Origin of the sequence: Streptomyces sp. NPDC005374, from assembly GCF_042872225.1 — a bacterium.
GTDB lineage: Bacteria > Actinomycetota > Actinomycetes > Streptomycetales > Streptomycetaceae > Streptomyces.
In genome coordinates this window covers 69420-83297 of record NZ_JBIAKA010000019.1, presented here as the reverse complement: position 1 = coordinate 83297, position 13878 = coordinate 69420, and the positions used below count along the sequence as shown (strand labels likewise).

The following is a 13878-nucleotide window of genomic DNA, read 5'->3' as shown; positions in this document are numbered from 1 at the left end:
ACGACCGCCCGGCGCCGAGCCCGCAACAGCCGCAGCCGCAGCCGCAGCCGCAGCCCAACTCCCCAGCCCGCGAGACCCCTCAGTCCGCGTGGAACCTCGGCGGCGCGGCCGTCGGGTTGCCGCCGGTCGGCAGCTTCTGGCCTGCGCAGCCCGAGAGGACCTTCTCCATCGCGGACTTCTCGGCGGCCGTGACCCACAGGTCGTACTTCTTCTTCACGGCGACCTGGGCGGCCACATAAGTGCACCGGTACGCCTTGTTGGGCGGCAGCCACGTCGCCGTGTCACCGTCGCCCTTGGAGCGGTTGGTGCTCGCGTCCACGGCGAGGAGGTTGAGGGGGTCGTTGGCGAGAGCTATGCGCTTGCCTGCGGCCCAGTACTTGGCGCCCTTCTGCCAGGCGTCGGAGAGCGCGACCACATGGTCGATGTCGACCTGGCTGCGCCCGCGCCGGTAGGTCACCTCCTTGCCCGAGTACGGGTCCGACTCCAGCACGCCGTAGGACACCTTGCAGTCCCCGTCGGTGAACTTCACGTCCTCCAGGTCGCGCTTGAGTATGTCGTCGCGGGTGTCACACTCGTTCGAGTCCGTGTCGGCCCACGCGGTGCCGAACCTGTCACGGTCGTATCCCGTCTTCGGCGCCCGCCCCTTCACGGTGAGCGACTCCGCGGCGGTGAGGGCCGCGCCCGAACCCCCGCTCTTCTCGGGCCCGCCGGACCCTACGGTCGTCTCCGCCTTGCATCCGGCCACGGCGAACACCAGCACGACGGCAGCCGCAGTCCCGCCCCTCAGACGCATCACGTGCGCCCCTCCCCTTGCAACCCGGTCCGTCCCCGCAGGGAGCGCCTTCCCTTGAACGACGTCGCGCACACCGTAGCGAGCGGGCGCACCGCTGCATTCGAGAGGCCCGGACCTCAATCACCCCGAGTGGGCATCACGGACATAACGGCCGTATCGTCGTTTCTGAGTCTTCTCCGGAAGGAGCTCTGGATGGGCATCCTCGACAGGTTCAAGAGCAACCGCCAGATGCAGGACAAGGCCAAGGGCATGTCCGACATGGCGGAACGAAAGGCCAACGACAAGACGGGCAACAAGTACGAGAGCCAGGTCGACGACGCGCAACAGAAGATCGAAGGGTCGCTCGGCATGGATCGCGACAGGCCCGAACAGCCATAGGACCGAAGCCTCACGGAGAACACCGGACCACCCGCCGGGCACCGGGTACGGCCGAGCGGGCTCCCGGCTCCCCCTCCACACTCCGAACCAGACGCCGTCCGCGGAGCTCCGTCTCCCGCGGGCGGCTTCGGCGTTCCGGAGGGGTCGTCAGGCCGGCCACGGCAGCACTGTGAGCTCCGGCCACTCCTCCTTCCAGCGCGCGGCCTTGGCCTCATAGACCTCTTTGGGTGCGAGCACCGGGTTGGGCCGGATCACGAGGTTGAACACGTCGGACAGCCCGTGGGGTGCGTAGACGCGCCAGTTGCCGCCGGGCTCCAGCCGAACGCCCAGACAGCAAGTCGTCGCGGCGAAGCGGTCGATGGCGGACTCGGTGGAGTCGTAGGGCGGGCAGGGCACTCCGAACTTCTGCTCGTACCAGAGATGCACCCGTGCCTCGTTGCGGATCTCCACGTCGGCCGGCAGGCCGTCGAAGACCTCCCTCCCCGCCTTGACCACCGCGTCCTCGGCCTCCCAGGAGAGATCGGTGTCGTCGAAGTAGAAGACGTCGTAGTCCTTGATGCCGTGGACCGGTGGTCGGCCGGTGACCCCGTTCCACACGGTCTGAAACAGGCAGCCCGCCGTCACGTACCAACCCGGCAGGTCAAGCGTCGCCGTTCCGGCAAGCACCTCGGTCAGGATCTCGTTGCGGCCGAGCACCGAACGGAACTCGTCCAACTGCTCCATGAGAGACAGTCGCCCAGCATCCGCCCTGCCCATCACGATCAGACCTTCCCTATGCCCAGGGTCGTCTCCGACGGGAGCAGTCCGGAAGACAGCACCGCCACCCAGAAGTCGCCGAGCAGGTCCACCAGGCGGTCCGTGCCCTTCGCGCCGAGCAACTGCCATGGCGTGCCGGCGAGTTGGTCGGTCTGGTGCTCCACTCGGTGCCGGAGGTCGCGGCCGGCGTCTGTGGCCCCGCCCTTCTCGTCGACCAGCCCACGGGCCGTCAGACGCTCCCGCGCGGACTCCCACTCCGCGGCGCTCCAGCCCCGACTCGCGAAGCGCTCCACGGAAGCGGCGCCGATCGCGGCGAAGGAGACCAGCGACTCGACCGGATCGAGACCGGCCACCAGCAGCGCCGCTATATGGCCGTCACCTCGATGCTCGCGCAGGATCGTCGCCGCCTGCCACAGCTGGAGATGCGGGGCCTCGGGCCACTCCAGCGCGGCGTTGGCCGCGGCGAGCGGACGACCGGCCGTGTTCGCCGCATCGGCGGCCCTGCGGGCGAGGGCTGCGGCCTCCGCCAGTTCGGGACCGTCGACGCGGTCACCGAGGATCGCCCGGTAGGCCCGGTCGATCCCCCGCAGTCTCGCCGCCAGTACCGCGTCGGGGTCGGCGACCGCCCACGCCGAGTCGATGTGCTCGGCGACCATGCGCGGGCTGAAGCTGTAGAAGGCGGAGGCCACGCGCCCGGCACCCACCGGCCCCAGCGGCACCGCACGCAGAGGGAAGTAGCTCGGCCAGCGCTCCTTCGTGTCGTAACCCAGCGCCGCCGCTTCCTCGAAGACCTCCGGCGCGTAGTAGAGCACCGCGTGCAGGGGTTCCAGGAGATGCCAGAGCTGACGCACACGGGCCGGTTCCACAGCGCCGCCGACCGCACCGGCCACCGCCTCATCGTCGTACTTCGACATGGCTTGCCCCCTCCTCCGCCACCACAACTTGACACTGACTAGATTGCCTCACGGTCCCTCAACTTGTCAATGCCTAGATCCCGCGTACGCTGCTGGCCATGGCACCCGCGGAAACGAAGCAGCCCAACCGCCCCTACCACCACGGCGACCTGCGCCACGCGATCCTCACCGCCGCGCTCGACGCCATCGCCGTCGACGGCCCCGCCGGGCTCAGCCTGCGTGATCTCGCACGCCGCGCCGGCGTCTCGCACGCGGCCCCGGCCCACCACTTCAGGGACCGCACCGGGCTCCTCACGGCGATCGCCGCGGAAGGCTTCGGACTGCTCGCGGCCACGCTCAAGGAGACCTCGGACCTCAAGGACGCGGGCGTGCGCTACGTACGCTTCGCCCGCGAGCACCCGGCTCACTTCCAGGTGATGTTCGCGCCCGAGCTGCTGCGCGCCGAGGACCTCGAACTGACCACGGCCCGCGCCCTGGCCACCGACGCCCTGCGCACCTCGGTCTCGGCCGTACAGGCCGAGGACTTCGGCATCGACAGTCGCCTCGCGGGAGTCGCCGCCTGGTCCCTCGCCCACGGCTTCGCCACGCTGCTCCTCAGTCACAACCTGGACGGCCCGGTCGGCGACAAGGACCCCGAGGAGGTGTTCAGGACCCTGGCGACCACGTTGTTCCGCACGCCTTGATCGTGCGGATCTCCGGAGCCGCGGGACCTGACCGCACACGGGAACCCCGGCCGCACGCCCTGCCCGCGCGCACCGCACCGCGCCGCGCCGCACCGCACCGCACCGCACCGCACCGCACCGCACCGCACCGCACCGCACCGCACCGAGGGACCCGACCACACGGAGACCTGGAGCCACGGGACCCGCCCGCGCGGGGCGTCCCGAGACGTGGGCCTCGACCACGCCGGGGCGCCCCCAAGCCGCGGAACTCGACCATGCCGGGGCATCCCCGAGCCGAGGGACCTCACCACACGCGCCGCCCCCAGCCGCGCGACCCGACCACGCGACCCGACCCCAAGCCGCGAGCCACGCCTTCACGCCTTCACGCCCGCGGACGCCCCGCCTCGGACCACACAGTCACGCGCACAGCCCGACCGCACGGCACAGCGCCGCACCCGCGGCCCGACCACGAGCCACGCCCCTCACACCCCCGGCCCCACCCCGGCCCACACAGTCACGCACTGGCCCGACCGCAAGGTACAGCGACACGCGCACGGCCCGACCGCAGGCCGCACCCTCACGACCCCAGGATCGACGTGAGGAACTCCCCCACCCAGCCGAGCAACTCCCGCCCGACCAACGGCTTCCCGCCCACCTTCGCCGTCTTCGGGCGCGGCACCAGCACCTGGTGCGCGGCCGGCTTGATGACGGTGCCCGGGTACAGCCGCTTGACCCGCAGTTCCTGCGACTCCCGCAACTCCACCGGGGCGAAGCGGATGTTGGTGCCCTGCAGGACGATCTCGCCGACGCCACACGCACGTGCGAGCATCCGCAGTCCCGCCACCAGCAGCAGGTTCTCGACCGGCTCGGGCAACTTGCCGTAGCGGTCGACGAGTTCCTCGCGTACGGCCTTGACGTCCTCCTCGGTGTTGACCGAGGCGATCGACCGGTACGCCTGCAGCCTGAGCCGCTCGCCCGGCGCGTAGTCGTGCGGGACGTGCGCGTCGACCGGGAGCTCGATCTTGACCTCCAGGGGCGCCTGCTCCTCCGAAGACCCGTCCCCGCCCTCCAGGGCGGCCCGGTAGTCCGCGACGGCCTCGCCGACCATGCGGACGTACAGGTCGAAGCCGACACCCGCGATGTGCCCGGACTGCTCGCCGCCGAGCAGGTTGCCCGCGCCGCGGATCTCCAGGTCCTTCATCGCCACGTACATGCCCGCGCCCATCTCGGTGTGCTGGGCGATGGTGGCGAGCCGTTCGTGCGCCGTCTCCGTGAGCGGCTTCTCCGGCGGGTACAGGAAGTAGGCGTAACCGCGCTCGCGCCCGCGCCCGACCCGGCCGCGCAGCTGGTGCAGCTGGGAGAGGCCGAAGTTGTCGCCGCGCTCCACGATGAGCGTGTTCGCGTTGGAGATGTCGATGCCGGACTCGACGATCGTGGTCGACACGAGGACGTCGAACTTCTTCTCCCAGAAGTCGACGACGACCTGCTCGAGCGCCTGCTCCGACATCTGGCCGTGTGCGGTCGCGATGCGTGCCTCGGGGACGATCTCGCGCAGGCGCGCGGCCGCCCGGTCGATCGACTCGACACGGTTGTGGATGTAGAAGACCTGGCCCTCGCGCAGCAGTTCACGGCGGATGGCCGCGCCGATCTGCCGCTCCTCGTACGGTCCTACGAAGGTGAGCACCGGGTGGCGCTCCTCGGGGGGCGTGGTGATCGTCGACATCTCGCGGATGCCGGTGACCGCCATCTCCAGGGTGCGCGGGATCGGGGTCGCGGACATGGTCAGGACGTCGACGTTTGCGCGGAGCTTCTTCAGCTGCTCCTTGTGCTCGACGCCGAAGCGCTGCTCCTCGTCGACGATGACCAGGCCGAGGTCCTTGAACTTGGTCTCCGAGGAGAACAGGCGGTGGGTGCCGATGACGACGTCCACCGAGCCCTCGCGCAGGCCCTCCAAAGTGGCCTTCGCCTCGGTGTCGGTCTGGAACCGGCTGAGCGCCTTCACGACCACCGGGAACTGCGAGTACCGCTCGCTGAACGTCCCGAAGTGCTGCTGCACCAGCAGCGTGGTCGGCACCAGCACCGCGACCTGCTTGCCGTCCTGGACGGCCTTGAAGGCGGCCCGGACCGCGATCTCGGTCTTGCCGTAGCCGACGTCGCCGCAGATCAGGCGGTCCATGGGGACCGACTTCTCCATGTCCTCCTTGACCTCGGCGATGGTGGTGAGCTGGTCGGGCGTCTCCACGTACGGGAAGGCGTCCTCCAGCTCGCGCTGCCACGGGGTGTCCGGTCCGAAGGTGTGGCCCGGGGCCGCCATCCGCGCGCTGTACAGCTTGATCAGGTCGGCGGCGATCTCCTTGACGGCCTTCTTCGCGCGCGCCTTGGTCTTCGTCCAGTCGGCGCCGCCGAGCCGGTGCAGGGTGGGGGACTCGCCGCCGACGTACTTGGTGATCTGTTCGAGCTGGTCGGTGGGGATGTAGAGACGGTCGCCGGGCTGGCCGCGCTTGGCCGGGGCGTACTCGACGACGAGGTACTCGCGCGTGGCGCCCTGCACGGTCCGCTGGACCATCTCGATGTAGCGGCCGACGCCGTGCTGTTCGTGGACGATGTAGTCGCCCGCCTCCAGGGTGAGCGGGTCGATCGTCTTGCGGCGCCGCGCGGGCATGCGGGCGCCGTCCTTGCCGGCCGCCTTCTGCCCGGTCAGGTCGGTCTCGGTCAGGACGGCGAGTTGCAGCGCCGGGTCGACGAAGCCGTACTCGATCGAGCCGCACGCCACGTGCACGACGGACGGGGAGATCTCCCCCACCAGGTCGCCCGTCTTCGTGTCGGACACGGCCAGGCGGGCCGCGACGCCCTCGCCGCCCAGCACCTCGACCGTACGGGCCGCGGGGCCGTGCGCCTCGGTCACGAAGACCGTGCGCCAGCCGTCGGCCAGCCAGCCCTTGGTGTCGGCGAGCGCCTTCGCGGTGTCGCCGCGGTAGCTCTCGGGTGCGTGCATGCCGAGCTGGAGCGTGTCCGCCTCGAACTCGAGGTCCGCCGCGAACGGCGACACCGACCACCACATCATGTCCAGCTCACGCGCGCGGTCGCGGACGTCCGCGATGGACCACAGGGAGGCCGCGCCGACGTCGATGGGCGCCTCGCCGCCGCCCGCGGTGGCCGCCCAGGAGGCGTGGAGGAACTCCTGCGAGGTCGCGACGAGATCGGACGCACGCGTGCGTACCCGCTCCGGGTCGCACACGACGGCCATGGAGCCCTTGGGCAGGACGTCGACCAGCAGTTCCATGTCGTCGACGAGGACGGGAGCCAGGGACTCCATGCCCTCCACGGCGATCCCCTCGCCGATCTTGCCGAGCAGCTCACCCAGCTCGGGGTGCTGCTCAGCGAGGGCACGCGCGCGTGCGCGTACGTCGTCCGTCAGGAGCAGTTCGCGGCAGGGCGGGGCCCACAGGCCGTGATCGGCGACCTCCAGGGAGCGCTGGTCGGCGACCTTGAAGTAGCGGATCTCCTCGACGTCGTCGCCCCAGAACTCGACGCGCAGGGGGTGTTCCTCGGTGGGCGGGAAGACGTCGAGGATGCCGCCTCGTACGGCGAACTCCCCGCGCTTCTCGACGAGCTCCACGCGCGCGTACGCGGCGGCGGCGAGGGCCTCCACGATCGCGTTCAGGTCGGCGGTCTGCCCGGTCCGCAGGGCGACCGGTTCCAGGTCGCCGAGGCCCTTGACCTGGGGCTGGAGCACGGACCGTACGGGCGCGACGACCACGGAGACCGGGCCGGTCTCGGGGTCGTCGGAGCGGGGGTGGGCAAGCCGGCGCAGGACGGCCAGGCGGCGGCCGACGGTGTCACTGCGGGGGCTGAGGCGTTCGTGCGGGAGGGTCTCCCAGGACGGGTACTCCACGACCCCCTCCGACGGGAGCAGGGTGCGCAGGGCCGCGGCCAGGTCCTCCGCCTCGCGGCCCGTCGCCGTCACCGCGAGCACCGGCCTGCCCGCCTCACGCGCGAGGGCGGCGACCGCGAAGGGGCGGGCCGCCGGGGGGCCGACCAGGTCGACGTGCATGCGGTTGCCGTCTTGGGCCGCCGTGATCGCTTCCGCGAGGGCGGGGTCCTTGACGACGGCGTCGAGCAGACCGTGCAGGCTCATTCTGGCGGCTTCCGTCCGGGGAGTTGTCTGGGGGGGGTGGGCAACGCGAAGGGCCCGACGCGGTGACCGGCCGGGGGGTCTCCAGCGTACGACGCGGTGGCGGACGGTGCGGGGGCTGTGGATAACGCCGGTTTCCGCGGGGTCCGTTTTCCACAGGGTGGGTGCGGGGGCGGGCCTTGTGGTTTTCTCGCCCCCGCCGCCCCTACCCGTCCCGTCCCCAGGGGCGCTGCCCCTTCGACCCCGGTTCTGGGGGCTTCGCCCCCAGACCCCCGTCGGCCCGAAGGGCCTCGTCCTCAAACGCCGGACGGGCTGAAAGCGCGAACCCGGCGCCGAGGAGTCCCCCGTGACTCCTCGGCGCCGGGCCCGTTCCCCCGTCTGTGGTGGCTATTCGGTCGCGATCGCGTTCAGGACGTTCATCCGGCCCGCCCGGAACGCCGGGATCAGGGCGGCGAACAGGCCCACGAAGGCCGAGCCGACGAAGACCGCGATGATGGTCGGCCAGGGGATCTCCAGGATCTTCAGGCCCTGCAGGGCGAGGAGCTTCTGGGCGGTCGCGCCCCAGCCCATGCCGAGCCCCAGGCCGAGCAGGGCACCGAAGAGTGCGATCACCACCGACTCCAGGCGGATCATCCGCCGCAGCTGGCGCCGCGAGAGGCCGATGGCCCGCATGAGGCCGATCTCCCGGGTCCGCTCGACCACCGAGAGCGCCAGGGTGTTCACGACACCGAGGATCGCGACGATGATCGCGAGGGCCAGCAGGCCGTAGATCATGTTCAGGAGCTGGCCGATCTGGTCCTTGAACGCCTCCTTGTAGTCGGTCTGGTCGCGCACGGTGTACTGCGGGTAGTCGTGCAGCGACGCCTTCAGGGACTTGTACGCGGCGTCCGTCTGCCCGTCCTTGGCGTTGGCGAAGACCAGCTGGTCGAGCGGCATCTTGTCGGCCGGCACGTACTTGGCGAGGGTGGCCGTGGAGATGTACTTCGAGCCCGCGTCGATGAGCCCCTCGCTGCTCGTGATGGCCCGCACCGTCAGGTTGGCGGTCGCGCCGTCCTTGAAGGCGATCCTGATCTTCGACCCGAGGTGGATGCCGTGCGCCTTGGCGAACTTGTCGTGCACGGACATCGAGTCGGGCTTGTAGGCGTCGGCGAGCTTCCCGGCGACCGTCTTGGTCTGCAGGACGGTCGCGTACGTCGGGTCGGCCGCCGTGATGTCGGTGTCCTTGAGCGTCTTGCCGTCGGGGGTCGTGTAGTCGGCCTCCGTCGTCCTGTACTCGGTGATCTGCTCGAGCCCGGGTGTGTCCTTCACGGCCTTCACGGCCGCCGGCGTGACCATCTGTCCGCTGTCGGACTGGATGATGAAGTCCGTACCTACTGTCTTGTCGAGTTCGTCCGTGGCCGAGGCGACCATGGACGAGCCGACGACCGACAGACAGGCCACCAGCGCGAGGCCGATCATCAGGGCGGCGCCCGTGGCTCCCGTACGGCGCGGGTTGCGCAGGGCGTTGCGCTCGGCCATGCGGCCGACGGGGCCGAACACCCGCAGGACGACCGCTCCGAGGACGCGCACCGCGCCGCCCGCGAGGAGCGGGCCGATCACGACGAAGCCGATCAGGGAAAGCACCACGCCGAGGGCGAGCCAGAGGGAGCCCTCCTTGGCCTTGTCGGCGGTGGCGGCCAGGTAGAGCGCGCCGGCGCCGCCACCGGTCAGGAGTGTGCCCAGCAGGGCACGTACCCGGCCCGCCCTGGCGTCGGCAGGGGCGCCCGCGTCGCGGAGGGCGGCCATGGGCGAGACCTTGCCCGCGCGGCGGGCCGGCAGCCAGGCGGCCAGGACGGTGACGACCACACCGAGGATCAGGCCGACCACCGGGGTCGTCCAGGCGACCGTGAGGTCACTGGTCGACAGGTGCATGCCCATGGAGCCCATGAGCTTCATCAGCCCGACCGCGAGCCCGACACCGGCGCCCACCCCGAGGACCGACCCGAACACGCCCAGCAGGAGCGCCTCGACGAGTACGGAGCCGTTGACCTGCTTGCGCGAGGAACCGATGGCCCGCATCAGGCCGATCTCGCGGGTGCGCTGCGCGACCAGCATCGAGAAGGTGTTGATGATCAGGAAGATGCCGACGAGGAAGGCGATCCCGGCGAAGCCGAGCATCGCGTACTTCATGACGTTCATGAAGCCCTCGACGTCCTTCTGGTTGGCGTCGGCGGTCTCCTTGGCCGTCTGCACCTTGTAGCCGCCGCCGATCTCGGCGGCGACGTTCTTCTTCAACTGGTCGTCGGTGACACCGGATGCCGCCGTGACGTTGACGTTCGTGAACACGCCCGTCCTGCCGACCAGCGTCTCCTGGGCCGTCTTGCTGTCCAGGTAGAAGATCGCGGCACCGGGGTTGGTGACCTGGAAGGCGGCGATACCGGAGATCTTCGCGGTGTGTGTGCCGACCGCGCTGATCACGCCGATCTCGTCACCGAGCTTCAGGTGGTGCTTGTCGACGGTGTCCTTGTCGACCATGACCTGACCGGGGTTCGTCGGCACCGCACCGGAGGTCACCTTCATGGTGCGGGCGTCGTTGCCGTTCCAGCTGCCGACGATGGTCGGGCCGCCGCCGGACGGCGAGAGGCTGTCCTTGTCGGCGTCCACCACGGTCACCGAGGTCGAGAAGACGGTCCCCTCCGCCGTCTTCACGCCCTGCGCCTTGCGTACCTCGTCCACAACGGCGGCCGGCATGACCGGCGGCCTGCCGTTGTCGGAGGTCGTCTCGCCGCTGTCGGAGGCGCCCTTGGCGCTCACCGTGACGTCCGAGGAGGTGGCCGCGAACAGCTTGTCGAACGTGGTGGACATGGTGTCCGTGAACACCAGCGTCCCGCACACGAAGGCCACCGACAGCATGACGGCCACGGCCGACAGGGCCATGCGTCCCTTGTGCGCGAAGAAGTTGCGCCTGGAGGTCTTCATGACGGTCATGACGTACGCCCCCGGGCGTCGAAGTCCTTCATGCGGTCCAGGACGGCCTCGGCGGTCGGCTTGTACATCTCGTCGACGATCCGGCCGTCGGCGAGGTACAGCACCCGGTCCGCGTAGGAGGCGGCCACCGGGTCGTGCGTGACGATGACGATGGTCTGCCCCAGCTCGTCGACGGAGCGGCGCAGGAAGCCCAGCACTTCGGCACCCGCGCGCGAGTCGAGGTTTCCGGTCGGCTCGTCACCGAAGATGATCTCGGGCCGGGCGGCCAGGGCGCGGGCCACGGCGACGCGCTGCTGCTGGCCGCCTGAGAGCTGGGTGGGCCGGTGCTTGAGCCGGTCGGACAGGCCGACCGTGTCCACCACGCGTGCCAGCCACTGCTTGTCGGGCTTGCGCCCGGCGATGTCCATGGGCAGCGTGATGTTCTCGAGGGCGTTGAGCGTCGGAAGCAGGTTGAACGCCTGGAAGATGAACCCGACGCGATCCCGGCGCAGTCGCGTGAGCTTCTTGTCCTTCAGGCCGGTGATCTCGGTGTCGTCCAGGTGGATCTGACCACTGGTCACGGTGTCGAGCCCGGCGAGGCAGTGCATGAGGGTGGACTTGCCGGACCCGGAGGGGCCCATGATCGCGGTGAACTGACCGCGAGCGATGTCCACGTCCACATGGTCGAGGGCGACGACGCGGGTCTCACCGGACCCGTACGCCTTGACGACCTGTCGCGCTCGCGCGGCAACGGCCGTACGCCCTCCAGTGCCCCCGTGCCTGGTGATGGTCACAGCCGATGTCACGGTATGTCTCCTATATCGGTCAGCGAATAGACAGCCGATCAGCAGGGCGATCGGTTCGGTGCTTGGTTACGGCGTTCAGTCTGGTCCCGCGAGGCGGGCCGGCGCGCTGGTGCTCAGCACCCTCTTCTACGGGGGAAAACCCCACCCCCGCGGCTCCGGTCCTTCCCCTCCCACCGCTCCCCAGCGGCGTAAAGCCAGGTTAAGGACGGACCGTGCCCCTTCTCGTCCTCCGGCGGTACGAACCCGCCCCGAGCCCTTGTACGGAGGTACCCCTAGGGGCAGTCCACCGACAGGTGGAGGCGATCTAGGGGTCCGGCTCCACCCTCCGGCGCAGTCAGCCTGCACCCTGCCGCCACGTGAGGGGCAAGTGGGAGAGTGGTCTCCGGCAGATAGATGCAGGGGGAAGGAATCCGCGTGGGCGACACGAGGCCGGCGATACGGGAGTCCGGGCAGCGCGTCTCCACGAACCGGCGCGGGGCTGTCGTAGCGGCCCTGATGCTCGCGATGGCACTGGCGGCCCTCGACGCCACCATCGTCTCCACAGCGGTCCCGCAGATCGTCGGCGACCTGGGCGGCTTCTCGGTCTTCTCCTGGCTGTTCTCCGGCTATCTGCTGGCCGTGACGGTGACGCTGCCGTTGTACGGCAAGCTGTCCGACACCTTCGGACGCAAGCCGGTGCTGATCGCGGGCACGGCGGTGTTCCTGCTCGGGTCCCTGCTGTGCGCGGTGGCGTGGAACATGGGCGCGCTGATCGCCTTCCGGATCGTGCAGGGGCTCGGCGGCGGGGCTCTTCAGGGCACGGTCCAGACGCTCGCCGCCGACCTGTACCCGCTTGAGGAGCGACCGAAGATCCAGGCCAAGCTGTCCACGGTGTGGGCGGTGGCGGCGGTCGCGGGGCCGGGAGTCGGCGGGGTCCTCGCGGCATACGCGGACTGGCGGTGGATCTTCCTGGTCAACCTGCCGGTCGGCGTGGTCGCGTTGTGGCTGATCGTCCGTCACCTGCACGAGCCCGGACGCGCGTCGCGCACACGCGCGCGTGTCGACTGGGCGGGCGCCCTCGCGGTGTTCGCCTGCGGGGGTGTGCTGCTGACGGCGCTCGTCCAGGGCGGGGTGGCGTGGGCATGGCTGTCGGGGCCGTCACTGGCCCTGTTCGGTACGGGACTCGCCCTGGTGGCCGTCGTGGTCCTGGTGGAGCGCCGGGCGGCCGAGCCGATCATCCCCGGCTGGGTGTGGCGCCGCCGCACGATCGCCGCGGTGAACCTGGCCCTCGGCGCCCTGGGACTCCTCATGGTGGCCCCCACGGTCTTCCTGCCGACGTACGCCCAGTCGGTGCTCGGCCTCACCCCGGTCGCCGCCGGATTCGTGCTGTCCGTATGGACGTTGAGCTGGCCGGTGTCGGCGGCGCTGAGCCAGCACGTGTACCGGCGCATCGGCTTCCGCAACACGGCGATGCTGGGCATCGGTACGGCGACCCTGATCCTGTTCGCCTTCCCCTTCCTCCCCTACCCGGGCGCGGCCTGGCAGCCGACCCTGCTGATGCTGCTCCTGGGCGGCGCACTCGGCCTGTTCCAGCTCCCGTTGATCGTCGGGGTGCAGTCGACGGTCGGCTGGGCGGAACGCGGCACCACGACCGCGTCCGTCCTCTTCTGCCGCCAGACCGGCCAGACGGTCGGCGCGGCGGTCTTCGGCGCGGTGGCCAACGGCGTCCTCGCCTCCCGCCTGGGCGGCGCCGGCGACCTCGACTCCGTCACGCGCGCGTTGGACGCCGGTACGGCCCCGGAGGCGACCCGCGCGGCCATCGCGGACGCGGTGCACGCGGTGTACGTGGGCGCGGGGTGCGCGGCGGCCCTGGCCTTCATGGCGTTGTTGCTGCTGGCACCGCGGAGGTTCCCGGTGCTCGAGGAACGGTGAGCGCAGGCGCGACGGCCGCGGGTGGGGTGCACTCGGCGTCGGCCGGCATTCGTGACCGGCGGCGCCTTCCCAGAGGCGCGGGGAACTGCGCGACCGGCCACGATGGCGCGGCAGCTGGACGACGGCCGCGGGTGGGGTGCACTCGGTACCGGCTGGCATTCGTGACCGGCGGCGCCTTCCCAGGGGCGCGGGGAACTGCGCGACCGGCCACGACGGCGCGGCAGTCGGGCGACGGCCGCGGGTGGTGCGTCGAGGCGGTCAGTGCCAGGCGGCCTCCGCGGCCCGCAGCACCCCCTCCAGTGTCAGCGGGTCAGCGGGACAGCGGGACAGCAGACCATCTCGACAAGCACGAACCCCACGGTGCCGAACAGCAGGAGTGCGGTGATCGCCGCCTTGTAGGGACCGGGAACAGGGTGGGCGGATTCGTTCCATGCACCCCACGTACGCACCCGCACACACTCCGGCGCGCTCAAAAGTCCGAGTTAACGGGGGTAACACCGCAGGTCAGCGAAGTAAGCGCATACCGACCGATCAGTTTGGTGAAAGGGGTGGACAACTCCGAACCGGCGGGTAACGT

At 70.5% G+C, this 13878-nt stretch carries 9 protein-coding genes; 3 read left to right on the top strand and 6 right to left on the bottom strand.

Annotation, left to right across the window (positions count from 1 at the left end; genetic code table 11):
* Positions 1 to 79: 79 nt before the first annotated feature.
* A complete protein-coding gene (locus tag ACFYRX_RS37570) occupies positions 80 to 793 on the bottom strand; it encodes an HNH endonuclease family protein (RefSeq protein WP_389110360.1) in 714 nt (237 codons plus the stop codon).
* A 192-nt stretch (positions 794 to 985) separates the two neighbouring features.
* Between ACFYRX_RS37570 and ACFYRX_RS37565 the strand changes: the two genes are divergently transcribed.
* Positions 986 to 1171, top strand: coding sequence for an antitoxin (locus tag ACFYRX_RS37565; protein ID WP_389110053.1), 186 nt, complete (start codon positions 986 to 988; stop codon positions 1169 to 1171).
* A 147-nt stretch (positions 1172 to 1318) separates the two neighbouring features.
* Here ACFYRX_RS37565 and ACFYRX_RS37560 read toward each other — a convergent pair whose 3' ends face one another.
* Both ACFYRX_RS37560 and ACFYRX_RS37555 read right to left on the bottom strand, forming a co-directional pair.
* A complete protein-coding gene (locus tag ACFYRX_RS37560; protein WP_389110050.1) occupies positions 1319 to 1894 on the bottom strand; it encodes a nucleotidyltransferase family protein in 576 nt (191 codons plus the stop codon).
* Between the two features lie 38 nt (positions 1895 to 1932).
* Entirely contained in the window at positions 1933 to 2841 is a 909-nt protein-coding gene (locus ACFYRX_RS37555; protein WP_389110048.1) for a hypothetical protein, read from the bottom strand.
* A 98-nt stretch (positions 2842 to 2939) separates the two neighbouring features.
* Here ACFYRX_RS37555 and ACFYRX_RS37550 point away from each other — a divergent pair, with 98 nt between their 5' ends.
* Entirely contained in the window at positions 2940 to 3524 is a 585-nt protein-coding gene (locus tag ACFYRX_RS37550; RefSeq protein WP_389110045.1) for a TetR/AcrR family transcriptional regulator, read from the top strand.
* A gap of 556 nt (positions 3525 to 4080) precedes the next feature.
* Here ACFYRX_RS37550 and mfd read toward each other — a convergent pair.
* The 3 genes from mfd to ACFYRX_RS37535 form a co-directional block, all read right to left on the bottom strand.
* Positions 4081 to 7641 carry a transcription-repair coupling factor gene (gene mfd, locus ACFYRX_RS37545; RefSeq protein WP_389110043.1) on the bottom strand — a complete coding sequence of 1187 codons (3561 nt, stop codon included), beginning with the start codon at positions 7639 to 7641 and terminating at the stop codon, positions 4081 to 4083.
* Positions 7642 to 8025: 384 nt separating this feature from the next.
* Positions 8026 to 10605: an ABC transporter permease gene (locus ACFYRX_RS37540; protein WP_389110040.1), complete on the bottom strand. Its 2580-nt coding sequence runs from the start codon at positions 10603 to 10605 to the stop codon at positions 8026 to 8028.
* A complete protein-coding gene (locus ACFYRX_RS37535) occupies positions 10602 to 11390 on the bottom strand; it encodes an ABC transporter ATP-binding protein (protein WP_389110037.1) in 789 nt (262 codons plus the stop codon). Before ACFYRX_RS37535 ends, ACFYRX_RS37540 begins: the two co-directional genes overlap by 4 nt.
* Positions 11391 to 11804: 414 nt before the next feature.
* On the opposite strand from ACFYRX_RS37535, the gene ACFYRX_RS37530 reads away from it, so the two are divergent.
* Positions 11805 to 13301 carry an MFS transporter gene (locus ACFYRX_RS37530; RefSeq protein ID WP_389110034.1) on the top strand — a complete coding sequence of 499 codons (1497 nt, stop codon included), beginning with the start codon at positions 11805 to 11807 and terminating at the stop codon, positions 13299 to 13301.
* Positions 13302 to 13878 lie beyond the last annotated feature (577 nt).